The organism is Chryseobacterium sp. ISL-6 (assembly GCF_018613715.1).
Lineage (GTDB): Bacteria > Bacteroidota > Bacteroidia > Flavobacteriales > Weeksellaceae > Chryseobacterium > Chryseobacterium paludis.
Map to the genome: position 1 here is coordinate 819,749 of NZ_JAGGPT010000001.1, position 26,394 is coordinate 846,142.

The following is a 26,394-nucleotide window of genomic DNA, read 5'->3' on the forward strand; positions in this document are numbered from 1 at the left end:
AATAGTTCAAATAAGATTAGATGGAATTATCTTTTACTTTTTTTAGTCGGGCTATCCTTTTTTTCAGGTTCAGGTGTTCTATTTAAGAGAATATCCAATACTTTTTCTGTATAATCGAATTTCTTCTCATGGTAAAGGACATTACTGTCTTTTTTATCGATAATGGTTCCCAATCCGTTTTTTTCAGAAACTGTCATAACAGCATTGTGTATCTGCTCCTCAAAAGGTACAGCCAGGTTTTTTTTCAGTTGACTGACTTCACCATTATTTCCGAATCTTAAGCTGGTAGTGGTTTTAATATTTTTATCCAAATCAGCTACTTCTTTTTCTCTCTGCTTTAGCTGATCTCCTACTAATAATACTCTTTCGTTATCCAAAGCTGATTTCTTCTTTGCATATTCCGTCTGTATAGCCAGAAGTTCAGACTTCCAGGTATCTATCTGTGCGTTAAGTCTCGCTTCAGCTTCTTTATATTGAGGCATTTTATCCAATATTGCTCTGGTGTCTATAACCCCTATCTTCTGGGCATTAGTAAAGCCAAAAAGTAAGAATAATCCAAATGTAACCGCAATTTTAAAATTTTTCATTATTAAATATATGTTCTAATCATTTTGCAAAACGAACCTGAAAATGATCTAAGTATGTTTACATGCCTGATCAACTGTTGTACGTTTTGGTGTAAAAATATTAATTTTAAACGGTTTTTATCATCTAAAATTGCTGTATTAAAGAATTATTAAAAATTAAAATAAAATTTCCTTTAAAGAGGATATCTTTTTATGACAAATTAGTTTTAATTCAAACTAATTTTTACTATATTTGTTATACAAGTGATTACTTAAAGATTTTAAATAAACTTCATGATCTATCCTCACCTACAGTTAGTTAATCATTACATATGTCTGAAAAACAAAATAACATATCCGAATTAGCTTTAGAACTAGGTCTGGCAATGGGTGAAATGAAAAATCGTCTACGGCAAAAGATCCAAACGAAAGTTAATGAATATGACCCTGATCTTTCTTTTGAACTTATTGAAATACTTGGCCTACTTTCCCGTAATGACGGAATAAACCAACAGGAAATAAGTAATAAAATCAGCAAGGATAAATCAAGCGTAACCTACCTGATTAACAATCTTGTAAAAAGGGAGTTAGTTGAAAGAGTGGAATATACAAATGACCGAAGAAACAAACAGATCTTCCTTACTGTAAAAGGAAAGGAAATTGTAGAAATCGTTTATCCCTGGGCATTGGAACTTTATAAAAAAGCGGCTGATGATATTAGTAAAGATGCTATAAAAAATGCACTTTTCCTAGTAAAAAAAATGACAGCGAATCTCGAATAACTAAGCTTAAATTAATCAATATGAGAACCATACTTGTACCGGTTGACTTTACATCAACTACCGAAAATGCAGTAAAGCTTGCTGCAGAATGGGCAAAACAATATCAATACACCCATATTATTCTTTTAAAAACCTCACAGGAATCTGAATTCGACTACCTGCATATCTCAGAAGGACATGTATTAGTTAATGAGGAAAATGTAAATAGCCTGATCGAAAGTACAGAACAACTCCTTAATAACTTAGTGGATATCATAGTTGAAAAAGCACCTGATTTAAAAGTTTTAAAAGCCGTAAGTGAATGGACACTGACCAGAAGTATCCATGATCTTGTAAAGAATCAGCCTTCTATAGAACTTCTTATTTTGGGAAGTGATGATAAGGCCTCTTCCAGTGACAGTTTTGTTTCAGAGAATATTATTAGCATTGCCAGAACAAGTCCTGTCAAGGCCTTAATAGTTCCTAATGGCTATATATACAGTACAATAAAAAACATCCTGATTCCATGCGATGTAAATGGTATAACAAAATTAGACCGGTTATTTCATCACAAATCCGTTATTGAAAAACAGGATGTTCGGCTGATGTTTTTAAATATTACAAAAGAAGGAGCTGATGGTGATGGTGATAAAAAGAAAGAGCTCGAAGAATATATCCGTCAATATCTTACTAAAATCCCTAGCAGTATTCATTATTATAATGATGAAAATATCATCAACGGAATCCTGACTTTCGCAGCATCTAATGAAACGGATCTGATCATTGCTTTACCGGGAAGACATAGTTTCCTGTATTATCTGGCAAACAGGAGTATTTCTGAGGGAATTTATCAAAATGTCAACCAGCCAGTTTTGATATTAAAGTAAGATCTATTCAAATAAATATCAAGCGGGTTTTTCAAAGTCATTTATAACTGATTTAAAATTATTTCGTTAATAAAACTCATGAAAAGAATTTTTGTAATAAACGGTAGTGCAAGCAATACCTCAGCAAATCAGAGGCTTATAGATAACTTCGCGAGTCTGACAAAAGATTTTTTTAATCTAAAAGTTTTTAACGCACTTAAGGCACTTCCGCATTTTGACCCTGAACTTTCCATAGATAAGACACCAAAGGCAATCTTAGATTTCAGACAAGAAATTGAAACCGCAGATGGAATTTTAATCTGTACACCTGAATATGTTTTCAGCATTCCAAGCGGACTTAAAAATGCTATTGAATGGTGTGTAGCGACAACAATATTATCTGAAAAACCCACAGGACTTATTACAGCTTCTGCAAGTGGTGAAAAAGGACATGAAGAATTACAGCTGATAATGAATACTTTAATGGCAAAATTCACTACTGATACGACACTTTTAATTCAGGGTATAAAAGGAAAAATAAATGAACAGGGAGATATAACCGATAGCCTAACTAAAACTGATCTGGAAAGATTTGTCAGTGCATTTGAGAAACTTGTTTCCTGAATCCCATTTGCGGACGGCAGAACAAATCATTATTTAGCCCTATTCCACTACTTTAATCTTTAAACATTCAGCAAATATACTACGTGAAATAAATGCAAAATTTATATTTCATGACAAATAAAAAGTAATGTAAATTTAATTATCATTATTTTATTATTATTTATTCCGTTATATCTTTGTCTCATTCTTAAAACAATGAGATTTGCCTAAAAATATACTTTTAATCCTCTTATTCATCTTTTTCAAAGTCAGCAGTCAGAAATATAACATTCAGTTATATAATACTGATAATGGGCTTCCACAAAACAGCGTTAAGGATATTATAAAAGATAAGTATGGATTTATATGGTTGACCACCGAAAACGGAATTGTAAGATATGATGGTGCTAAATTCCTGGTCTATAAAAACTTCCCATTAAACAGTCAGCGTTTTACCTTTTTCTCTGGAAACACGGATAAAGACAGTATTTTTACTGCCGGAGATTATGGAAGAGTTATACTTATACACAAAAAATTTCCAAAAGTCACTGCTCCATCAAAACGGTTTCCTAATTTGATACTTAAAGATAATATCAATTACTTTTTGTATGGTTCTAATTATAGTTACTCAAAATCTCCAGGTGTATATTTTTATATGAATTTTAAAGATGGGAGATACTACATAAAGGAAAATAATTTAACATTTATTGACTTCCACTCAAAAAATGAAGAAAATCTAAAGATCAGATCTATCTACAAAAATATACCCAGAATTTTCACTATAGATGAAGACTTATTTTATATAGACTTCAGTTCAAAAAAGGTACTTAAAATAAAAAAAGGAAAGATTATAGATTCATATGATGCGCCACTATTAACTGATATTCATAGTAAAGTTTTCTGGAGCAGAATAAATAATCAGGTTCTGATTCAAAATAAAAATATTTTCTATAGCTGCACTTATGAAAATGAGCAGCTAAAAATATCTAAGATCATTCAGATAGATAAAGTAAAAGGTGACAGTTTTATTAGTGTTTACTATGACCAATTTTACAAAAGGCTTTATCTTGGAGGAAGTACGGAAGGTTTACAAATTATAAATTTTTCAGATTTCGTTACCATAAAAAGACCACCATCAAAACCAGAGTCTGTTTTTTATGCTACTTTACCTTATGACAGCTCTTCGGTCATGAATACATATGGAGAGATCTATAATCGAAATGGCATTGTAAAAAACAAAAATTTCAGAAACACGGTTCCTTTTTTTATGGCGTATGATCCATCTGGAAATATTATAGTAAGAAAGGATGACGATTTAAACATATATACAGAAACAACATCCTATACCGATTACACTACTGTAAAAGATTTTTCTTTAAAGGACTTTTTCTTTGACGGGGAAAAATATTATGTATTACGTTCAAAACCAAAAAAAAAAGGCACTCCCGACTTTAGCGGCGTATTTGAAATATACAGAGATCGGTCATTCAGATCTTTAAAAAAGAGATTTTTATTTGATAATGAACCGACAAAATTAATACCACTTGATCAGAACAATATCTTAGTCGGTACTATAAAAGGATTATACAGGATACAGACAGAAACAAACAGAATATACAACATTACCGGAGATAAGGAATTATCAATCCGTAGTATTATAAAATCAAAAGACGGTAATTTCTGGGTCACTACTTTAGGAAAGGGGTTTTATTTGTTAAGAAATAACCGGCTAATTAAAATGCCTTATGATCTTAATAATAACATTTCTTCTTCTCATACTATTTTGGAAGATATGAAAGGTTTTTTTTGGATTCCTACCAATAATGGATTATACAGGGTTTTAGAAAGTCAGCTATTGCAATATGCTCAAAATAAAAGCTCTAAAGTAAATTATTATAGATTTTCAAAAGATTCAGGTTTCAATACCAATGAATTTAATGGCGGCAGTAATGTATGTGGTAATCAATTAGGCAATGGTGATTTTGTCATTCCTTCATTGAATGGTCTTGTTTTTTTTAATCCATTAAAGATCCGAAGTTATTATCCGAAGAATATATACATCGAAAGAGCTCTGATTGATAATAAGGAGCAATGTTTTAAAAATGATCTGCATCTGGAGCAAAAATCTAACAGGATCGATCTATTTATCGATGTCCCTTATTATGCTAATCCTGACAATATTGTTATAGAAGCAAAAATAATGGGCATACAAAATGCAAAATGGGAATCTATCGGAAAAGACAGAAAATTTTCTATTTCCAATCTTGGATACGGAAAATATTCACTGATTGCAAAAATGCTTGTTTCTGATGATGGAAAATACATTTATAAAAAAATTAATATAATTATTCAGCCTTATTTTTACCAGACGCTATGGTTTAAGATTCTTACCTTTTCAATGTTCTTACTCCTATTATTCCTTTTGGTAAAATGGAGAATCAATTTTCTACAAAAGAAAAATCATGATCTGGAAGAAATTATTAATATCCGTACTAAAAGCCTTTCTACGACTGTAGAAAAATTAGAAATAACAAAAACACAGCTTCATAAGGAAATTGAACAACAAAAAAAACTCATCGGTACAATTACCCATGACATAACAACTCCGGTAAAATTCATTGCCCTAACAGCAAAGGAAATACTGAGTCAAAAAGAATTCGATCAACAGAGGACTGAAAAAATACTTGATTCCATTTACAAGTCATCAGATCAACTGTACAATTTTACAGTCACATTAAAAGAATATGCAGATATATACAGTCATTACCGATCAGATAAAACAGAGGTCTATTCTTTATATAAGCTAATTGAAGAAAAAAAAGTGCTTTTCCATGCCATAGCCGAAAATAATAACACATCTATTAGCAATCTTGTTGAAGAGAATATAATGACACAGATCAGTAAAAATATACTTGCTGCCATTATTCACAATCTTTTAGATAATGCGGTGAAATACACAAAAAATGGTGAGATAACAATAGATAGCCATATGGATGATAGGAATATTATTTTACGTATAAGTGACACTGGCATCGGAATGGACGAGCAAAAAATAAAATACTATACAAGGCTACAGAATAATATTGAAAGTGAAAAATTGTTACTTCAAAAATATGGCATGGGCCTGCATCTGGTACTGCAATTATTACAAATGATAGAAAGTAAAATTATCTTCAAAAAAAATGACTCCGGTGGAACCTCCTGCCAATTGATTTTAAAAAATAAAAAAGATGATTAGAAACATTCTTATAGCTGATGATCACCATGTCGTACTAACAGGAACAAGCCTGATACTGGAATCAAGGATACCCAATATAGCAATTGATCAGGCCGAAGACTATCCGGAAGCTTTAGATAAGATCTCAAAACAAAAATACGATCTTATTATTTTGGATATCAATATGCCAGAGACTAAAAATAAAAAAATGATCCCTGAAATTAAAGAGCTTGATCCCGATATAAAAATTCTTATATTCTCAGCCTATGAGGAAGAAATAGCGGTACAATATATAAAAGAAGGAGCCAATGGATATCTTAGTAAGCTGAGTAAAGTTGATGAGATTTCAGAAGCAGTGAATAGAATATTTTCAGAAGGCTACTATTATCCATCCAGTATTGTCCACCAACTATTAAAGTTTTCCCCTTTAGATTCTATAAAAAATCTCTCAGAAAGGGAATATGAAATTTTTATTCTCATGGTAAAGGGATATGGGAATTTAGAAATCTCAAATGAACTGAATATTCAGATGAGTACAATCAGTACTTACAAAAAAAGAATCCATAACAAGCTAAAAACCAACCACCTTGCTGACCTGATTAAGCTTTACCAAACCTATATATCCTAGAATAAAGCTTTTCCATAATGGTATGCTTTTTTTGCTATTCATTAAATAACTCTTCTTTTGCAGTTATAAAATACACTATTTAAAATTATCAACTTAAAAAGAATGATGTAGAAAATTTTCTACATCATTCTTTACTTCATTCTACATACTATAAGATCCCTTGTAGCAGTATTTCCTATAATTTTACACCAACAAATGAAATATAAATGTACCTGCTTATTTTCTAGTAATGAAGGACTTTTAAAAGCATCATAACCATTAAAATATTTAATAAATGCGTAGAAATTTTACACCACTATTGAAAACAATAGGATTATTCATTTCAACAGTCACTTTTGCACAAACAGGAAATGTTGGAATAAATACGGTAACTCCAGGATCGACAATAGATATCAATGGATCTGTAGCTGCCAGTTACAGGGCAGTTAGTGCAACATCTTACAATTTGACCGCAACCGATTTCCATGTTTCATATAATGGCACTGCTAATGCGGTATTCAATCTTCCCCCGGCAATTAATGGAGTTGGAAACTTCAAAGGACGTATCTATACGATTAAGAATAATACCAATTTCACAATAACAGTAAACTCTGCAGCTCCAGAAACAATTAACGGAAATACAAACGTTTCAGTACCTGCCAATCAAAGCGTACAGTTGATCAATACAGGACTAACGGGAGCAACGAGCACATGGGAGGCTACAACAGCCAATAGTAGTGCAACTACTGCCAGTAATGGACTTACGCTTTCGGGTAATGATGTAAAATTAGGAGGCGCTCTTTCCCAGGCTACAGATATTGCTACCACAGGAAACAATTTAAGTGTAACCGGTACAGGTAAAGTTTTATTAGGTACAAATACAGTTCCGGCAGGAGCTGCCAATGCGAAAATAGTTATTGATAATGGAACAACAAACGGAGCATTACAAATTAAAGATGGTACACAACAATTAGGATATGTATTAACCAGTGATTCCAATGGATTAGCGACGTGGTCATCTACAGTTACCACCGCTTTTGCCAATAACTGGACATCTTATACAGGAACATTGGTCAATCCTTTCACCGGAAATGCAGGTGGAGATAATCTAGCCACAGGAATATCCGTAAACATTCCTGCCAAAGGATGGTATTTTTTCCGTTCTGGAATTACAATCACATCTACTTGTAATGATTACTGGTTTTACATCGGTGGTATAGGAGAAGTATGGAAAGCATATTGTGGAACCGGCAGCCCTGATCCTATTAATTTTGTACCAAGAGATCAGACCAGAGTATTATACTTCGCAGCTCCCGGAATTTATCCTATAGTTGCTCACAAAACGAATTTAGTAGTTCCGACGGGATTTAATGGTGGAAACCCTTCTTTTTACTTAGATTTTGTAAAGTTCCAAAATTAATATAATATAAACTTTCAGTTCATAAAAATGAACAACAGAAATTATTTAGATACTAATGATCTAAATACCATTTAAAAACAACAATTTTATATGAGAAGAAATTCAATTTTCCTTACCTTATTACTAATTTTAAATAGTATTCTAATCTACTCACAAGCTGGAAATGTAGGCATTAATACCACTACTCCCGGTAGTACTTTAACGGTGAGCGGATCATTTGCAGCCACGTATAGATCGGTTACGACAAGTGGAACTGTAGATCCCAAAGATTACTATATAGCTTATAATGGTAACAGTAATGGAACTTTAACTCTGCCCGCAGCCATAAATGGATCCGGAAATTTTATGGGTAGGACCTACCATTTTAAAAATACAGGAACTGCCCAACTTTCCATCACCGCCAATGGAACTGAATTAATTGACAATCAAAGTGGAACTGGTATAACAACAGTAAATGTATCTCCTGGTTACTATGCATTTTTTATTAGCAAAGGAACGATCACAGGAACAACATGGGAACTTATTTTACTGTCGAGTTCTGATAATTTACCGATAGCAGCTTCTACCTATCCCTTTTCAACGGTAAGTACTGCAACCAGGCAAAACCTTACAGCAAGCACAGGCCCTTATATTACATCTGAAATACATTATCCTGAAGGAACGGTAATAAATACAGGAAATGTTCTTAACACTGTAAATGGAAAATTCACAGCACCTACCAATGGATATTATATGTTCTACGGATCTACACAGTTCGATAATGGCTCTGTTCCAGGTGCTCCCAATTTTGCCTGGGTGGTTTTATATCTTATAAAGAATTACAGTACAAATCCCAATAACATATTAGTTCAGTCTTATCACCCTAATCCAGGCACATTAATAGGTAAAAATGTCTCTTGTATTGCCTATTTAAATGCAGGTGAAACAGTAAGCATGGCAGCAGCTGCTGCAGTAACCAGTGGTAATGTCTACCAAGTGGTTGTAAGCTCTTTATATGGTTATAAAATCGCTAATTAATAATATATCATACTAGGAGAATCATTCATAGATATGCTATTCATCGTTTATAGATTCTAATAACACAATGGAAACTCAAACATGTAGAAATCCCTCATTTTACAAGGTTTAACAAGTGGTTGTCTTAAAGGGCAGCCACTTTGTTTTTAAAAATTCACAAAACATAGGTAAGTATCCAAACATTTTGACGGAGGAGTAAGGCCAAAGAACTGCTATGTTTCATTTTTTTTAAAATGTTAAAAAGCTAATTTAAAATACTCCCTATTAATTTATTTCGAGCGTTTTTATACAACAAAAACTCTGAATTTTAATTTTACATACGATTTATTTCATTATTTTTAGTCTAGCAATAAAGCCATAAACTGTATTTAATCAAACAAAATCATTATGGAAAAATTTGACGTAATTATTATTGGTTCAGGACAGGCAGGAACTCCACTTGCAAAAAGGTTATCTAAAGAAGGTAAGCGTATTGCACTTGTCGAGTCAGATTTTGTTGGTGGGACATGTGTGAACTACGGATGTACACCCACCAAGACATTAGTAGGATCAGCCAAAGTCATCTTTCAGTCCCAAAATGCCACAAAATATGGCATTACATTAAATAATAATGCACCCGATTTTCAACTAATTAATCAGCAGAAGAACAAGGTTGTAACTCATTCCCGGGAAGGTTTGGAAAAATCACTTTTTGAAGATCCCAATATTAATTTTTTTCATGGAAAAGGTAGCTTTTCAGGACATAAACAGATACGAGTAGAATTTGCAGATTCAAGTGATATTTTTATTACAGCATCGTTGATATTTATTAATACGGGAACAAGAGACCGGATTCCTGAAATAAAGGGGTTAACAGGCGTAAATTACCTTACATCAAAGACTCTTTTAACCCTTGAACACTTACCCAAAAAGTTACTTATTATTGGGGGTGGTTATGTTGCGCTTGAATTTTCACAGATTTTCAGTCGATTGGGCAGTCAGGTCACGATTATAGAGCAGTCCGCCAAATTATTACCTAAAGAAGATGATGATGTTGGATCTATGATCACACAGATTCTTACAGCAGAAGGGGTAAAAATTATCACGGATGCAGTGGTTAATAGTGTATCCTCAAATGCAGATGAATCCATTCAAATAGAACTGTCATCAGGAGAGAAACCTTTTACAATATCAGGAACCCATGTTTTAGTCGCTACCGGTAGAATACCCAATACTGAAACACTCAATCTATCAAAATCAAATATTCCAATGGACGGAAGGGGATTTATTCCTGTTAACGATTATCTGGAAACAACGGAAGCGGGCATCTATGCTCTTGGAGATGTAAAGGGTGGACCTGCATTTACTCACGTGTCATATCATGACTATCTTGTTGTGGCCGACCATTTATTTGGCAAAAAAACTTCTACTATTCGCGATCGATTGATTCCCTACTGTGTTTTTATTGATCCTGAGCTTGGAAGAATTGGGATCACGGAAAAAGAAGCCCGTGAAAGAAATCTGAATTTTTCTATAGCTAAAATGGATGCATCCTCTATAGCAAGGGCTGTAGAAACTGACGAAACAATAGGTTTCGTAAAGGCGATTGTGGACCATAATACTAAGAAGATTTTGGGAGTTGCAGCACTATGTGCGGGAGGTGGAGAGTTCATGTCTATATTGCAGATCGCTATGTTGGGCGGGTTGACTTATGACCAATTACGCGATACCATGTTCGCACATCCTACCTATGCCGAGGCAATTAACAATCTCTTTAATCCAGCCCATCTAAAACCAGGCATTTCATCATGATAAATTTTTAAAATAGTAAGCATCATTGCCTCTCTTTCAAGGTAATCATTAAAGTTCATTAATATTAAAATAAAATTTCCAAATACTGAAACTATAATTCTTGCCTCCCGACAAAAAAAGATGACTATAGAAAGTCTATCCTCAATATGGCTTCAAACAGTCTCGATTTAACTACAAATCCTGCTATTTTAATATCCAAATTTGCTGTATTAATTTAAATCATTTAAAATTATGCAGACAAATGAACAAAAAGTAGCATTGGTTTCAGGTGCGAATACTGGGATAGGTTTTCAAATTGCTAAGGCCCTCACCAATAATGGATACGCAGTTTATGTAGGTTCCCGTAATCTTCAAAAGGGCATGACAGCTGTCGCAGAGATTGGCGGTCAAGCAAAAGCTATTCAATTAGATATCACTGATTCCAATTCCATCAATGCGGCAGTAAAAATAATAGAAAATGAATTTGGGTACCTTACATTGTTAGTGAATAACGCAGCCATCTCACATGCTGGCCATTCCGGACGTACAATGGAAGAAGTATTGGGAGCACAACGGGCAAGCATTGTACCTATCAACGAAATAGAAACCGTTTGGAAGACAAATGTATTCGGTACTTTAGAAATCACGCAAGCCTTTTTGCCTTTATTACAAAATGCACCTGCTGCGCGTATTGTGACGGTTTCCAGTGCATTGGGATCTCTCGTATTGAATTCAAATCCGGAAAACCCTTACCGTTCGGCATTTGATGCGGTTTATGGAGCTTCTAAAACAGCACTCAATGGGATTTTTCTTTCTCTAGCCATAGAATTGGAAAACACCAACATCAAAGTCCATCTTGTAAGTCCTGGTTTTACCGCTACGGCACTCAATAATTTTCAGGGAACAGATACAGTGGAAAAAGGATCGGTTGAACCAATAAGAGTGGCATTGGCAGAAGATATCCCAACAGGAAGCTTTACAGGACCCAGCAATTTTTCGGGAGTAAACAACAGTCTTCCGTGGTAGGAATTCATTAAACCAAAAACTTATGGTAATCAATTTGTCATAAGTTTTTTTACAAATTTATGTAATGAAAAATAAAGACGATAAATTGATCCGGTTAAATGATAGATTTTAATTTTCGTGACTGATTCCATTTCTTTTTACAATTTCTGCGTGCTTTAAATATGAGTTAAAAATACAAATTTCCTTTGTCTCTATTATTGACTCCAAAACTGTTTCAATACCTACTAATCAAAATATACAGGAGATCAATACAGGAAGGTATTACTTCTTCTTTCATTACAAAAGCAGCTTTGCAATGAATATTTAATTCTCTGAGATGTGAAAATTTAACATTTAGAACATACTCTATTCAATTTATTATTTTAAATTTATTATTCTATTACTAAACATATTGCATTATGAATAAATTATCATCAGACACTTCATGAATTTTAACAAATAAAAAAAACAATATTAAACTTTTAACCAAATCAAAAAAACTAATATGTCAAACATCAATTCAACATCAGAAACACAAAAAAATTTAACCTCAGTTTCCCTATCTCCGGAAGACAGATATAAACTTCTAAATGAGTTTAATGACACCAGTTGGAGCTTCCAGAAAGAACAAACTTTGGTTTCTCTTTTCCAAAAACAAGTCAGTCTTCATGCAGATCATACAGCAGCCATCTATCAGAATCGACAAATAACCTACCGCGAACTGGATCAGAAAAGCAATCAGCTTGCCAATATCCTGATCGCAAAAGGAGTAACAGAAGGTATGTTTGTTCCCGTCTGGCTCGACCGCTCACTGGAATGGATCATTGCCATTCTCGGAGTTTTAAAAACAGGTGCAGCTTATGTACCTATAGATCCGGCATATCCTGTAAAACGTGTAGAATATATTCTTAATGATACTAAAGCAGAAATCATTATTACCAATCATACCCTCAGCCAATCATTTGCAGGAAGTAAAATCTGCCAGATTTTTTATCTCGATCAAAAAGAAGATCTCACAAATTTATCCGTTCAACAACCGGAGGTTATACCCCATTACAACGCCCTTGCTTATACAATTTACACCTCTGGCTCAACAGGAAATCCTAAAGGAGTAATGATTACTCATGAAAGCATCCAGCATTTAGTATCCTGGCATAACAGTCATTTTAATGTAGATCATACTTCTCACCTAACTCTGGTTGCAGGATTAGCTTTTGATATATCAGTATGGGAAACCTGGTCAGCCCTTACTGCGGGTGCAACTCTTTTTATAACAGATAGTGAAGAAAGGACTGCGGCTTCGGCATTGGTTAACTTTTATCACAAGAACAGAATTACTCACGGTTTCGTACCTACTGTTTTAGCTCCGGCAGTTGTAGCACAGACTAAAAATTACGGTGACCTTGCACTGCAATATCTTTTCACAGGAGGTGAAAAACTTAAACCGTTACTTACCAAGGGATTAAGCTATGAGCTTATTGATTATTACGGACCTACAGAATGTACAGTCTATGCTACTTTTAAAAAGGTAAAAGATATTAATGGAGAATATGTTTCTTCAATTGGTAAACCAATAGCCAATGCTAAAGCTTATATTCTGGGAAACCAAATGGAACTATTGCCGATAGGTGCAACTGGAGAACTGTATATTAGTGGAATTTTATTAGCTAAAGGATATCTTAATAATGAAGAACTCACCTCTTCAAAGTTCATTGTTAATCCTTTTATGGAAACTGAAAAACTGTATCGTACAGGAGATCTTGCCAGATGGACTTCAGAGGGAGATATTCAATTTCTTGGACGAATAGATAATCAGGTGAAAATTAGAGGATTCCGTGTTGAATTAGGAGAAATAGAACGCACCTTTGACCGGTTGGAGGGAATACAGGAAGCGATAGTAATCACAAAAAACACTTCAGGAGATAACAAATACCTAACTGCTTTTATTGTTTTAAAACCTAATGTGGAAAAAAACATTGCACTGATCAGAAATCAGCTCAAAGAGGAATTGCCAGGGTATATGATTCCCGCACAGATTATTGCTATTGATAAAATACCATTAACGGCCAATGGAAAAACAAATACTGATCTTTTACAGAGCTTAGCTGATAAGGAAGCTAAGGAACTTATCTCCCACGAACCACCAACAAATGAGACCGAAAGAATTATCGCAGATATTTGGTCATCAGAACTAGAACTTCCCATCATTAATATGACAGATCAGTTCTTTGATATTGGCGGAAATTCTCTTTTAGTAGCTATTGTAGCTGTTGCATTACAGGAAAAATTAAATGTAAAAGTATACCTACGCGATATTTATCAATATCCTGTCTTACGAAATCTCGCCAATGTACTGATAGCCCGTGCTAAGGAAGCAAGGGAGGCAATTCCTCTCGAAGATGTGGAGCCTTATGTTGAATTACAGCAAGATGTCTACCTGAATCCCGGAACCTATTTTGAGGATAATTTTGATCCAAAAAAAATTGAAGATCCATCAGCAATATTGTTGACCGGTGCCACAGGATTTGTAGGAATTCATCTTTTACAGGAACTTTTAGATACAACTACCGCAGATATTTATTGTCTGGTAAGAGCCCAGGATGAATTTCATGCAATGGAAAAAATAGACAAGTGTTTTATTCAATTTCATGTCCCTCAAAACCATGAACAGCGATCAAGAATTATCCCTGTTTTAGGTGATCTGGCAGTACCTTCGCTCGGATTATCAGAGGAAATATTTAATATGCTGGCAACAACTATTGATCTGATTTATCATTCCGGTAGTTCCGTAAACTTTATTGAGCCTTATTCTTATATGAAAGCTCCCAATGTTGATGGGCTCAGAGAAATTATAAGACTTGCAGGAGCTCAAAGAACAAAATGCCTTGCTTTGTTATCTACTATTTCTGTTTACAGTTGGGGACATGTGTTTACCGGAAAAAAAGTAATGCTGGAATCTGATGATATTGAACAAAACATTGTATCAGTAAGTAAAGATATCGGCTATGTCAGAAGTAAGTACGTAATGGAAGCCATAGCCGATCTGGCTGCAAAAGAAGGTCTCCCATTAATTACTTATCGTCTGGGATATGCAATGTGCCATAGTGAATCCGGAGCAAGCGCGCCCTATCAGTGGTGGTCGGGTCTGGTGAAAAACTGTATTGAATTTAAGTCTTACCCTGCATTAACAGAGTTAAGAGAAGGTTTGATAACAGTCGACTATATGACTAAATCAATGGCTCATATTACAAAAAATAAAAATGCCATCGGAAAGAAATTCAATCTGATTGCCAGCCCGGAGACCAATCTGACCTTGGAAGGTTTCTTTGACCTGCTTAAAAAAAATTACCCCTACCAGCTTAGCCCCCTTCCCTATAAAGAATGGCGAAAACATTGGGAGAATGACAGCAAAAACAGATTATATCCATTGACAAGTTTGTTTAAAGATAATATGCACGAAGGTTTGTCTACGGTGGAACTTTATCAGCATACTTACATTTGGGACTGTTCAAATGTACAGGAGTTCCTCAAAGATTCTGATATTAAAGAACCTGTGTTCGACAAACCACTCCTCGATTCTTATTTAAAGTATCTTGGCCTGCATTCTTAGTTATGGTTTATCCCCGGTTCTGGCCGGGGATTTTATTTGAAAATCTTCTGAGCAAACTGATATAGAGATCTTCTCCAGGTAAGCCATTCATGATAAGTGCCTGCAGAACTGTATAAAGTGTAAGAATACTTATTTTGGCTAAAAAAATCATTCAATGTTTTATTAAATTCAAAAAACCTTGCCTCTTCTTTTTCCCCGATTCCAATAAAAAAGTAAGGCTTTTTCTTTGATTTTAATAAGTTTCCGATTGGAAGTTCTTTAAAAGGGTCGGATTCGGTACCTTCATAAATCACTGGGCTAAATACCCCAATTGCTGAAAACATCTCAGGATGACTAGCTCCGATAAGCATGGCCTGATAACTTCCGCGAGAAAGTCCGGCAATAGCTTTTTTATCAGTCGTTTTATATTTCTTTTCAATATAGGGAATCAGTTCCTGAGTAAGGATTCTGTTAAGGTTTTTGGAAGAAAGAACAGTTCTTGGATAATCATCTGCCATATTTTCTTCTTCTGGATTTAATGCAACTCCATAATCCATAACCACGATCATTTCCTTAGCTTTTTTCTCTGCAAAAAGGTTATCAAGAATTTGGCGGATAAAACCTTGTTTTTCCCATCCTGTAATATCTTCTCCTGTACCATGATATAAGTACAGGACAGGTAGCTTCTCCGATCCGTAATTCGGGGGAAGATATACTTTAAAATTTCTTTTACCCTGTGTTATATTCGAATTTAAGCTGTCCTCAACTATTTCCCCGTGTTTTACATTTTTCTCCATAAAAAAATCTTCTCCGGAGGGAACTTCAATACCACTGGTAGGTTGGCCATAGCCAAAATACAGCTGTGTATTTGGATCATTTACCCGTTTGCCATCCACATTCAACCAGTAATAATGAAACCCTATTTCCAACGGTGTTGTTGAGATATTCCAAAAGCCATCTTTATCTTTTGAAACAAGGGATTTTATACTTTTCATTCCATCACCACCATCTAAGGTCACCGATTTTGCATCTGGAAAATAAACACGAAATTTCGCTTTCCTCTCTGCATCTATTTTAGGAAATGCTTTTCCAGGCAAGGCTGTAGAAGTAATTGTATAGGTTTGGGAAAATGCTATTGAAGAAAATAAAATGAAACTAAGAAATATCTTTTGTAGGTACTGCATTATTTTAGTTTTAAAAAATAAGAAAATCATAATCATTCATCACAAGACACCATTTTTAAGAAAGGTCTTAAATCAGTCTTTAAGTTAACATCAGGTAATTTCATTTCAATATTAAGGAAATATTTATAGAAAAATAGTCAAAGACAGAATTTTCAAAAATTATCGAAGTTTAATTTAAAATCAAAAAATAAATGAAAATCAAGAATATAAATACTTAGAACTTAACAATGATTAATCAAATTACAGATAAAATAATACTTCAAAACCTACATTCCATAAGTAAACTAATTGAATATTAATATTTTAATAATAATTTCACTTCAATTAACCAAAATTGATTAATTTAGAATGAACTAAACGTAATCTGCAAAACTAAAGCAGAATAGCAAATTATAAAATTAAATTCTTATGAAAAATTTAAAAAAAATCAACAGACAAGAAATGAAAACCATCCAGGGCGGCATTAACTGCATGGGTGGACAACTGTGTTTGATCAACGGAAAATGGCAGTGTATGCCATATGACGGATGTGGTGGCGGAAATCAACCGTAATTCTTAAGTTCAACCAAATTACTTTATTATGAAAAATTTTAAGAAAATTTCAAGAGATCACCTGAAGAATATTAATGGTGGTGCCGTGACGTGCTCTGAAGCATGTTGTCCTCCTCCAGGGACAAAAAGATGTCCTTGGGTGTATTGTTTTGCACCATGTGAGATATTGAGCTAAATACTACAAGTTTTTAGATCATATAAAAGCTGTCCTTTTGGGCAGCTTTTTTTTAATGTAAAATAATAATGAAATAATATTTCCACTAAAAATAGTTGACTAAGTCAACTATTGTGTATTTTTACATTATGAAACAAGAATATATTGACCAAATAAGATCCTTTAACAGGAATTATACGCAGGTACTGGGGTTGCTTAACAAAGGTATCCTGGATGGAGACCTTGGCATTTCGGAGGTTAGGGTTATGCGTGAAATTTATTTCAATTCTGATATAACACCAACACAAATCGCCAGTACTCTTGAATTAGATAAAGGTTTCTTAAGCCGGATACTTAAACGTTTTGAAAAATTGGGTCTCACTATTAAAAAGAAATCTGGAGAAGACCATCGCTCAAATATTATTAATCTTACAGATGTAGGTCGTATGACGTATGAAAAAATAAATCTTGATTCGGACAATCAGATAGAAAATTTATTTACTGACTTTTCCAAAGAGAAATTGAAAACCATCATTCGATGTATGAATACCATCGATTCACTTCTTCACCAAAAGGATGATCATGACCCAGTTGACCCTATCATTATTCGTCCGATTGAAGAAAAGGACAATGAGCAATTAGCGGCTCTTATTCGTCAGGTATTTGATGAATTCAATGCTTCTAAAAAAGGAAGCGTATATGATGATCCCCAGACAGATATATTATATCAACATTTTCTACATCCTTCTGCTGAATATTGGGTAGTAGAATGTAATCATACAATTTTAGGAGGGTGTGGCTTTTATCCAACCCCAGGACTACCTTCATCATGTGCGGAGATTGTCAAGTTCTACCTTTCAGATAAATTAAGGGGAAATGGTATTGGCTTATATCTTCTTAATATGATTGAAGAAAGAGCAAAAAAAGCTGGTTACCATCAACTCTACCTGGAATCCTTCGAGGTATTTCAAGGTGCAGTATCTTTATATGAAAAACTGGGTTACAAACATTTAGATGACTCACTCGGTAATTCAGGACATTACGCTACAACAATTCATATGTTGAAAAGTATCGATTAGAAAATGACAGAAAAGTTAATAATCTTAAAATCAAAATCTAAATTTCAACATCACCAGTTATCACTTTTCCATCACGTTTGTAAGTGGCTATAATAACTCCTTTTGATGTTACCTGATTTTCCGTTAATGTAAATGCCGCCGGGATCATATTATTTTCAAATAGCTTTTTCCCTTCACCAAGGATTAAGGGGTAAATTTTGAGCCGCATTTCATCAACGAGATCATGTTTTAGCAGCAATTGGACAAGCTTACTGCTGCCCCAAACCTGAATATCAGCACCTTCCGAATTCTTGAGCATTTTGATATCTTCAAGACTTTTGATAAAAGTGGTGTTTTCCCAATCTGATTCTTCCACGGTGTGAGACAGAATGTATTTATTACCATCATTGATACCTGGCCAGAAGTCAGCATGCTGAGGCCAATAGGATGAAAAAATATCAAAGGTTTTCCTACCCAAAAGATAATCCGATGGCTTCATTTCTTCTTTCATGATCTCGCCGAAAAGCTCATCCCCGTAAGACACCGTCCATCCACCATATTTGAAGTCTCCGGATACGTCTTCCTGAGGTCCACCAGGAGCCTGCATAACACCATCCAATGTCATCATTGATAAAACAGTTATTTTCCTCATCTTATTATTTTTTTGTAGTCTAAATCTGAATTTAATTACTTTAAAAAACTGTTCAAATAACCCAAAATAATTGAAGTCTGCATCATAAGGCTGACATGGCTCTGTCCTGGAACGATGGCTAATTGAGATTTTGGCATAGGTTTAAAATCTGCAGAAATGCCACCTCCCAACAATTTATATGTTTTTGCCAGCTCTACTTTATCCAGTCCGTCATTGTCTCCAGAAATAATTAATACAGGTGAAGAAATTTTCGAAATATTATTGTCTCCAAAGTCATATGGAACTCCAGCGGAAGCAATCATCTGCTCTAAGAATTTTGTCCATTTTGTTTTATCAGGTGCTACTGCATCATACGCAGTCTGCATAGGGCTGTTTGCAAAAAGTTCTGGCTTCATGTTCTTAAAAGCATTGTTTATCTCAGGTAGCCAACCACTACTTTTATAGGTCGCAGAAATGATTACCAGGTTCTTAAGTCGTTTAGGACTTTGGATAGCAAATTCGTATGCTATAGCACCTCCAAAGCTATACCCTACTACATCGGCACTTTCAATTTTCAGATAATCCATGACTCCAACTACATCACTTGCTAAGGTAGCATGAGACAATTTTCTATCTGAAAATGCTGTATGTCCATGTCCCTGCAATTCAATTGCAATGACTTTCCTTGTTTTTGACAGCTCTGGAATTAACTGCCCCCAGTTTGTGTCAATGGTCATAAAAGCGCCATGCAATAGAACAATGGGTCTACCCTCACCATATACTTCATAATAAACTTTAATACCATTAACCGGTACGTAGCCACTGTTAGAAGGCTTTATTTGTTGCCCATATAATTGCGATGCTGTAAACATCATAATAACAACCATTACTAATGGCGTAAGGAACTTACAGGAATTTAATAGATTTTTCATAATTATATTTGATTTTGTTTAACCAAAATTAGTAATCTATCATGAAAATTAACTTGCCATAAGGCAAGATTTTATTTTGAAGCTATAAAGGACCTAAGAAAAGCAGATCTTTCTATATTTAAAAAAAAAAGAAAAAATTAAACATGTTTTTTATTATCCAGTTCCACCATATATCCTACCATTAATAATTAAAAAAATGTATTATTCCCATTTTACTGCCAGAATTCATTGCTTCATAGAAATGTTTACTTTATCAAAATATACATTCTTTATCAAACCCTTTTCTTTGATTTTTCTGTATTCTTCTCTCTCAACATCAATCCTTTTCTTTTCACCGTTAAAAGTATTTATTAAAAATATTTTGAAAATTACTTTACATTTGTAAGTAGTTACCATTTTGATATATAGGAACATAAGTAAAACCGGGTATTAATTTCCGGAAAATAGATAATGTCAATCACCAATTGTAACCGGAGTCAGATAAGTTGCAAAAAGATATATTATAAGTTTTAATAAAATCATCATATGCAGATTTTACCTTCCACAATTTTAGCACCCTACATAAAGAACTTTACTGTTGTTACGATTGACAGGGATATTGATAATGAGGTATTTTATCCAAGTGGATATGTAGATTTAATCATTAATTTATCTGGAGGGGCAGCCGCCACTATTATCAATGGTAAACGGAAGAACACTCCAGATATAGAATTGTTGGGACATCTTACCCTTCCCACCAGGCTCACAGTAAAAAAATATACATCTATTCTTATTGCTCGTATTTACCCGTATGCTGCATCATTATTCTTTTCAGCCCCTTTATCCGAATTCACTAACTATGCCACAGATATGTATGATGTGGCCAATGCAGAAAACAAGGAATTATATGATCGCATAATGCTGACAGAAGGACTCATCTCTAAAATCAGTATTTTGGAAACTCACTTTCTTAAGCAACTGAAAAAAAACGAAACGCGGTTAAAGAAAATTTCAATTATCCAGACCCTCAGCCAACAGTTTTTTCTCGATCACCAACCATTAGCCCTCTCTACTATTGCGCAGAACTCAGGACTGTCTGAAAGATATATCCAAAAGCTTTATATGATGAATATGGGTATTAGTCCATCAGCCTTTTCTGGAGTAATACGGTTTAATAAGAGTTTACAGATGGTACTGAATACAGCAGCATCACTTACTGAAATAGCTTATGCATGTGGATATTACGATCAGGCACATTTCATTAAGGAGTTCAGAAAATTTACAGCTATTACTCCATTTGCATCCAGGAACTCACTGATAAAAAATGATGCTGAATTTCAACAAGCCGTCAACATCGGTTTCTGAATCTATTTCACCGGGTGGTTACTGCTGAACATATCGCGATGCATCTTCCAACCTTCGTTTGTATTTTTCCAGATAACAATTACTTTTCCATCATCCAGTTTCTTACCCTCCAGATCTGTCATCTCATAATAACTTTCCTCTGTTACATATGTTTTACCGTCTCCATAAAGGTTCTGGATAGAAAATTTAACATGTACTTTAGGTCCGGACTTAAAGAATATTCCTATTTCTTTGCTCCCACATACTGGTGTAGCGTTTGGAGGAAAGAGACAGGCATCATCGGTATATCGGGTCAGGATGGATCCATCATTTTTATTAGCAAGGTCAGCGTAGATAGCATTGCTCGCTTCAATTGTCTTTCTCACAGAACTAAAGGCATCACTGGTTTGAGCATTACACCAAAAAGCTAATGTCAGCAATCCACTTAAAACAAGTATTTTTTTCATTTCAATTTTTTATTCAAAGTAAATCATCTTTACTCACTAAAAATTGTAAAATAGCGAACAAATTATATGGATACAAAATATATAAATAAATCAATTTCCAGCAAAAATCTATTTTGAAAAGAACGAGAGATTGCTTTCCTATAAAAATTGACAGAAGCTTATATGTGCCAATTTTGTTGAAGGACTTTTAAAAAACATAATTAAGATCAAGCCCTGAAAACATTACCGGTTCTCCTTTACCAATCACACTCCCTAATCTAACCTCTAAAGGTAATATCATCTGTGCCGGAATCCTTAACCACAAGGGCATATTGTAATAATTGATATTAAAAAGTGGTCCTAGCTGTATGCCCACAGAGGGTACAAATACAATAGAAGCTTTTCCTTCCTGAAATTCAACCCCACCTTCCATATAACTGATAAAACCCAAAAACTTTTTATCCGTGATCCAATAATCATAATTGCTCCTGACACCTCCTTTTAACAAATAAACTCTTTGCCGGGGCAATTCAGAACCGAATTGGCCAATACTCCCAAATCCATAACTCAGCGTATAACCATTAAAATAATCCAACATTCCTCTTTTTGTTCCCAATTCATTATACTCATACCGTTTTGAGAAAAGCCCAAACTTCAACCTGAATTCACCGCTTTCCAAATTAGCACTTTTAAATGCTCTCGAATTAAAACCAAAGACTATAGAATTTCCAATCCTACTCCTGATGAAGTTTCGGTCTGGTAATATCTGACTCGCCTTCCTGGCCTCTACTGTAATCAGGCTGTCAGGAAGGAGATTGTTTAAATCGGTATTATAGGGGATCGGTATCAGCCATAGAGGTTTAATAGAATCTAACAAATCATCAGCCTTCATACTTCCAATTAACTTCCCTGAATATGCATCAAATACTTCTGAAAGCGAAACCTGAACGGCCTCAATTATCCTGTCAGCGCCACTCTTTTCCAATGATCCATCACCATAAGCTTTCCATACCTCACCTCGCCTATTGACCACCATACTTCCTTTCATCGAATAAAAATCATGCAATGCTTTATTATTGGTAAAAGATGCCAATGGACTCCTGTTTACCACAAGATGCCCTGATGAAAAAGCATCTTCCAGAAAATGGTCTGCAAAACTGTTAAACAATATAGCCTGTTGTAACCATGTTTCTGCACGTTCCTGATCAAATTCCTTAAGCTTACCAGCTTTTGCAGCAAGATCCATGGCTATTAAGTGCACCGTCACATACATTGTCAGTGCATTTGTCTTTTTCAACTTTTGAAATACAGCTTTCACTTTGGTTTTATTCTGTGCATCCTGTACCCAAACCGGTGTAAAAGCATTAAGCTGCGAGCGTAGGTCTTTACCATACAGATAAAAATGCGACATATTAGCTACTGCTAACAGCGCATATCGCATATCGAGCCCAGCCAGCTTTGCATCGGGTGCTGCCAATTGTCCCTGATCAATATACAATTGGTGCATAGTGATGATCTGTTGGATCACGGATTCTTTATTACGCAATTGCTCTTCAAGCAATACCGGATCTATTTCATGGTCTCCATTAAGCCCGTTTAATATACCATAACTGATTTTATTGCCGCCAGAAGACAAAAACCCAAAATTTTCAGGATCTTCTCCACTTAGTATCGCTTTAAAAAAGAATCCACCTCCAGGTTGATCCAAATGCATAAACCTGAACCGTTTAAAAGCAGCATCCCCGATCTTTTTATGTTCCCCATATAAATAGGCGAAACTTTGACCGGGGATTGCTAGAAATACTAAGATAATACCAATGGACATACGTAATTTCATAATCCATTAAAATTTATCTGTTTTTGATCTCTGAGGTTTGTTAGGTTGCAACAATATTTTATGTTTTATTTTATCTTTTGGGTTAGCAGTATCTAACAAATATAAAGCATCCGCATTTCTAATAATGAGAAATTATACTAACAGTACCTTATTTTATACAAACTCTACTAGAAGATTATTTAGTATAAAAAATATGTCTTCTTGTATAATAAAGAAAAATAACCGCCCGATTATAATTTCTTTTGTAATACGATGAATTTATTAAATAGACTTCAGCAATATACGACTCACATCATGGATGAACCCCATTTGTCAGGGATACAGCAAGAGGAAAAAATGATCCAGGTTTTTGATCTTTGTCATTTTATTGATATATACAATCAATCATTGCAAATAATCGATTATGAGCATAAAATTAATGTCATTGAAGAAAATGGTATACGAAAAGGAATCTACTTCTGTGATCTCCTTTATAACATACAATACTCTATTGACAAATGGATGTATCAAATAAGTAATTTACAGAATTTAAAAAATCAGTTAAAGATCGAAGAACTGTGGTTTGTGATTGTTGTAGAAAGCTTCTTTTCAAAAGATTTGATTGGTAGTGAGAAATTTGTGAAAAAAAATAACGTTGATAGGATATATAACAAAATATTCTATTTCAATTTTTCTCAATCAACAATTAAAATCTTAAAATAGGCTATATTAGAGATAATAACAGAGAATAAAGAACGAATAATGAAGAACGACTTAAACCACATAAGAATTCATTATTTATTCAATTACACTTAAACTTTAAGCAATAAAAAAAATTCTAAAATATAGAATGACATCGTTCTATTTATTCATTTTCTTAACACATACAAGTACACTTTGTATTCATTTATTTTTATAAACTGAATTAGTTGTTTTTCCTGGAATAATTCCATTTAAATTCAACATGTAATACCTATGTCATACATTCATTAAAGGATTATGTAATACAAATTCTTATTATTGCCGCACATAATCATAATCAATATTAATTCAAACGCCGAGAACTAAGTAATTTATTTTAATTACTTAGTTAAAGCACTCATTTAATATCTTCAGTAATTAATTCATTAATTAATGTAAAATATCAAAATATTCCCTAGTTTTACACACCACAATTCGCAAAATAACTAGTACAAAATGAAAATTCTCACATTATTCATCGCTATTTTCATATTTAATCATCAAGATATAACACCTAAATATATAGATTCAGAATTTCAAAATATAGAAAATTTAGCTAGAAAAGGTAACTACAATCAGTTTATGTCCAGAAATATGTCGGTATTGAAAAGCTCTAAACGGATCAATTATTCTAAAGGCATTGCACTGAGCTATTTGAATCTTTCTTATGGATATTCATACTCCAGAAACTACAAAAAAAGCTTCCAATATTTACAACTTGCTAAAAATGCAGAATATGCTAAAGATAATTTTGATTTTCAAGTCAACTTTAAAAGATTTCTGGGCTTTAACTACTCTAATATTGGACTTTATCGGGAAGCTATTAATGAGCTTAAAGAGGTAATAGTTTTAGCTGATGATATGTCAGCTGATACTCTCAGGGTATATACTAAATCTTCAGCATACTGTGATATAGCAGCTATTTATAAGAACCAAAAGCAATTAGATTCTTGTAAACTATATTTAGGAAAAGGACTTAATATTCTAAAAAATCAAAAAAAATTAACTCCCAGACTTCAGGCAATTTTATTATGGTATTCTATGGGTTTGATCGAAGTAAATATCACTGAAAAAAAAATAGATTCAGCAACTATACTGCTCCAGGCGATAGAAATTCCATCAAAAAAAATTCTTGGAAACAATAATTTTAGGCTATACAAAGTAAAAGGCTTAATCAATTGCTATAAAAAAGAATATGATTTTGCCATTATAAATTATCAAAAGGCAATTGAACTGGTTAAAAACACCCATAATATAGTACAATTACAATGGCTATATCATGCTATGTCTGAAATTTACAAGCAGAAAGGGGATAATAATTCCGCTCAAAAATACTCTAAAATGTCGGCTGCTATAAATGAGAAATTAATACGGACAAAGCAACCGGAAATTGAAAAAATAGTACAAGAATTAATTATACAAAAAGAAAGTAAAATAGAGACCACAAACCAACTTTTACTAGGCAGTTTGATTTTATGTACTTTCTGTTTGCTTATTTTTATGTTTTTCATGATAAGAAAGAGAGATAAAAAGAAAAAAAAATTTAATCTAAAAGATGAAGAAACTACATTATTAAATGAAAAACTTCCCATTGCTTATGAAGAGATCATACAAATGGCGAAAAATAATAATTCAGAATTTCTAACCAGGTTTCAAGAAGTATACCCTGATTTCTTTTCAAGCCTTTTAAATATTGATCCCATGCTTCTTCACAGTGAGTTAAAGTTTTGTGCTTTGCTATTTCTCGATTTTTCTACCAAAGACATAGCGACATATACTTTCGTAAAACCTCAATCCATACAAACACGAAAAAACAGATTGAGAAAGAAACTCAACATTACTTCTGATCAAGATATTTACAATTGGATGAAGAACATTAATAATGCTATTTAATAATTCATTAATCTATGCTAAAAATTCTATTCTTTTTATTTTCAACTTTTATATTTGCCCAGGAAAAGATCACTTCTCAATATATTGATTCGAAACTTAAAAGGCTAAGTACTTTAGGACTAAATGGAAAACATGATCAATATATAAGAGAAAATATGTTGGTCTTGAAAGAAGCAAAAAAAATCAGCTATTCTAAAGGAATTACGTTGATTTATTTAAATCTATCCAATACTTTTATTTTTG

22 protein-coding genes are annotated in these 26,394 nt (G+C 33.7%); 16 read left to right on the forward strand and 6 right to left on the reverse strand.

Annotated elements, in window-relative coordinates; genetic code table 11:
• Positions 1-26: 26 nt before the first annotated feature.
• Positions 27-587: an OmpH/Skp family outer membrane protein gene (locus tag J7E44_RS03840; protein WP_214825788.1), complete on the reverse strand. Its 561-nt coding sequence runs from the start codon at positions 585-587 to the stop codon at positions 27-29.
• A 311-nt stretch (positions 588-898) separates the two neighbouring features.
• On the opposite strand from J7E44_RS03840, the gene J7E44_RS03845 reads away from it, so the two are divergent.
• The 10 genes from J7E44_RS03845 (at position 899) to J7E44_RS03890 (ending at position 15,442) form a co-directional block, all read left to right on the forward strand.
• Positions 899-1,348, forward strand: a complete 450-nt coding sequence (locus J7E44_RS03845) for a MarR family winged helix-turn-helix transcriptional regulator (RefSeq protein WP_214825789.1) — start codon at positions 899-901, stop codon at positions 1,346-1,348.
• A 20-nt stretch (positions 1,349-1,368) separates the two neighbouring features.
• A complete protein-coding gene (locus tag J7E44_RS03850) occupies positions 1,369-2,214 on the forward strand; it encodes a universal stress protein (RefSeq protein ID WP_214825790.1) in 846 nt (281 codons plus the stop codon).
• A 78-nt stretch (positions 2,215-2,292) separates the two neighbouring features.
• Positions 2,293-2,817: an NADPH-dependent FMN reductase gene (locus J7E44_RS03855; RefSeq protein ID WP_214825791.1), complete on the forward strand. Its 525-nt coding sequence runs from the start codon at positions 2,293-2,295 to the stop codon at positions 2,815-2,817.
• Between the two features lie 202 nt (positions 2,818-3,019).
• Positions 3,020-6,034, forward strand: coding sequence for a sensor histidine kinase (locus J7E44_RS03860; RefSeq protein ID WP_214825793.1), 3,015 nt, complete (start codon positions 3,020-3,022; stop codon positions 6,032-6,034).
• Positions 6,027-6,641, forward strand: coding sequence for a response regulator transcription factor (locus J7E44_RS03865; protein WP_214825795.1), 615 nt, complete (start codon positions 6,027-6,029; stop codon positions 6,639-6,641). The genes J7E44_RS03860 and J7E44_RS03865 overlap by 8 nt, the downstream gene beginning before the upstream one ends.
• Before the next feature lie 274 nt (positions 6,642-6,915).
• The gene (locus J7E44_RS03870) at positions 6,916-8,040 is read left to right on the forward strand and encodes a hypothetical protein (protein WP_214825797.1); all 1,125 of its coding nucleotides are present in this window, start codon (positions 6,916-6,918) and stop codon (positions 8,038-8,040) included.
• Positions 8,041-8,130: 90 nt separating this feature from the next.
• Positions 8,131-9,057 carry a hypothetical protein gene (locus J7E44_RS03875; RefSeq protein ID WP_214825798.1) on the forward strand — a complete coding sequence of 309 codons (927 nt, stop codon included), beginning with the start codon at positions 8,131-8,133 and terminating at the stop codon, positions 9,055-9,057.
• 387 nt (positions 9,058-9,444) lie between these two features.
• A complete protein-coding gene (locus J7E44_RS03880; protein ID WP_214825800.1) occupies positions 9,445-10,848 on the forward strand; it encodes a mercuric reductase in 1,404 nt (467 codons plus the stop codon).
• A gap of 231 nt (positions 10,849-11,079) precedes the next feature.
• A complete protein-coding gene (locus tag J7E44_RS03885; protein WP_214825802.1) occupies positions 11,080-11,853 on the forward strand; it encodes an SDR family NAD(P)-dependent oxidoreductase in 774 nt (257 codons plus the stop codon).
• 484 nt (positions 11,854-12,337) lie between these two features.
• The gene (locus J7E44_RS03890) at positions 12,338-15,442 is read left to right on the forward strand and encodes a non-ribosomal peptide synthetase family protein (protein ID WP_214825804.1); all 3,105 of its coding nucleotides are present in this window, start codon (positions 12,338-12,340) and stop codon (positions 15,440-15,442) included.
• A gap of 32 nt (positions 15,443-15,474) precedes the next feature.
• Here J7E44_RS03890 and J7E44_RS03895 read toward each other — a convergent pair whose 3' ends face one another.
• Positions 15,475-16,605 (reverse strand): alpha/beta hydrolase-fold protein, encoded by a 1,131-nt coding sequence (locus J7E44_RS03895; RefSeq protein WP_214825807.1) that lies wholly within the window; start codon positions 16,603-16,605, stop codon positions 15,475-15,477.
• A gap of 408 nt (positions 16,606-17,013) precedes the next feature.
• On the opposite strand from J7E44_RS03895, the gene J7E44_RS24365 reads away from it, so the two are divergent.
• The 3 genes from J7E44_RS24365 to J7E44_RS03900 all read left to right on the forward strand — a co-directional run bounded on the left by J7E44_RS24365 (position 17,014) and on the right by J7E44_RS03900 (position 18,390).
• Positions 17,014-17,157, forward strand: a complete 144-nt coding sequence (locus J7E44_RS24365; RefSeq protein WP_261511917.1) for a bacteriocin-like protein — start codon at positions 17,014-17,016, stop codon at positions 17,155-17,157.
• Positions 17,158-17,185: 28 nt separating this feature from the next.
• A complete protein-coding gene (locus J7E44_RS24370; protein WP_261511915.1) occupies positions 17,186-17,332 on the forward strand; it encodes a bacteriocin-like protein in 147 nt (48 codons plus the stop codon).
• Positions 17,333-17,460: 128 nt separating this feature from the next.
• Positions 17,461-18,390: a bifunctional helix-turn-helix transcriptional regulator/GNAT family N-acetyltransferase gene (locus tag J7E44_RS03900; protein ID WP_214825808.1), complete on the forward strand. Its 930-nt coding sequence runs from the start codon at positions 17,461-17,463 to the stop codon at positions 18,388-18,390.
• Between the two features lie 37 nt (positions 18,391-18,427).
• On the opposite strand, the gene J7E44_RS03905 is transcribed toward J7E44_RS03900, so the two are convergent.
• Both J7E44_RS03905 and J7E44_RS03910 read right to left on the reverse strand, forming a co-directional pair.
• Positions 18,428-19,021, reverse strand: coding sequence for a dihydrofolate reductase family protein (locus tag J7E44_RS03905; protein WP_214825809.1), 594 nt, complete (start codon positions 19,019-19,021; stop codon positions 18,428-18,430).
• A 35-nt stretch (positions 19,022-19,056) separates the two neighbouring features.
• The gene (locus tag J7E44_RS03910) at positions 19,057-19,932 is read right to left on the reverse strand and encodes an alpha/beta fold hydrolase (protein ID WP_251040467.1); all 876 of its coding nucleotides are present in this window, start codon (positions 19,930-19,932) and stop codon (positions 19,057-19,059) included.
• A 525-nt stretch (positions 19,933-20,457) separates the two neighbouring features.
• Between J7E44_RS03910 and J7E44_RS03915 the strand changes: the two genes are divergently transcribed.
• A complete protein-coding gene (locus tag J7E44_RS03915) occupies positions 20,458-21,276 on the forward strand; it encodes a helix-turn-helix domain-containing protein (protein ID WP_214825810.1) in 819 nt (272 codons plus the stop codon).
• Positions 21,277-21,278: 2 nt separating this feature from the next.
• On the opposite strand, the gene J7E44_RS03920 is transcribed toward J7E44_RS03915, so the two are convergent.
• Positions 21,279-21,722 (reverse strand): YybH family protein, encoded by a 444-nt coding sequence (locus J7E44_RS03920; RefSeq protein WP_251040468.1) that lies wholly within the window; start codon positions 21,720-21,722, stop codon positions 21,279-21,281.
• 187 nt (positions 21,723-21,909) lie between these two features.
• Positions 21,910-23,538 (reverse strand): hypothetical protein, encoded by a 1,629-nt coding sequence (locus tag J7E44_RS03925; RefSeq protein WP_214825811.1) that lies wholly within the window; start codon positions 23,536-23,538, stop codon positions 21,910-21,912.
• A gap of 252 nt (positions 23,539-23,790) precedes the next feature.
• On the opposite strand from J7E44_RS03925, the gene J7E44_RS03930 reads away from it, so the two are divergent.
• Positions 23,791-24,240 carry a hypothetical protein gene (locus J7E44_RS03930; RefSeq protein ID WP_214825812.1) on the forward strand — a complete coding sequence of 150 codons (450 nt, stop codon included), beginning with the start codon at positions 23,791-23,793 and terminating at the stop codon, positions 24,238-24,240.
• 474 nt (positions 24,241-24,714) lie between these two features.
• On the forward strand, positions 24,715-26,151 hold the full coding sequence (locus tag J7E44_RS03935) for a helix-turn-helix domain-containing protein (protein WP_214825813.1): 1,437 nt from the start codon (positions 24,715-24,717) through the stop codon (positions 26,149-26,151).
• Positions 26,152-26,394: the final 243 nt, after the last annotated feature.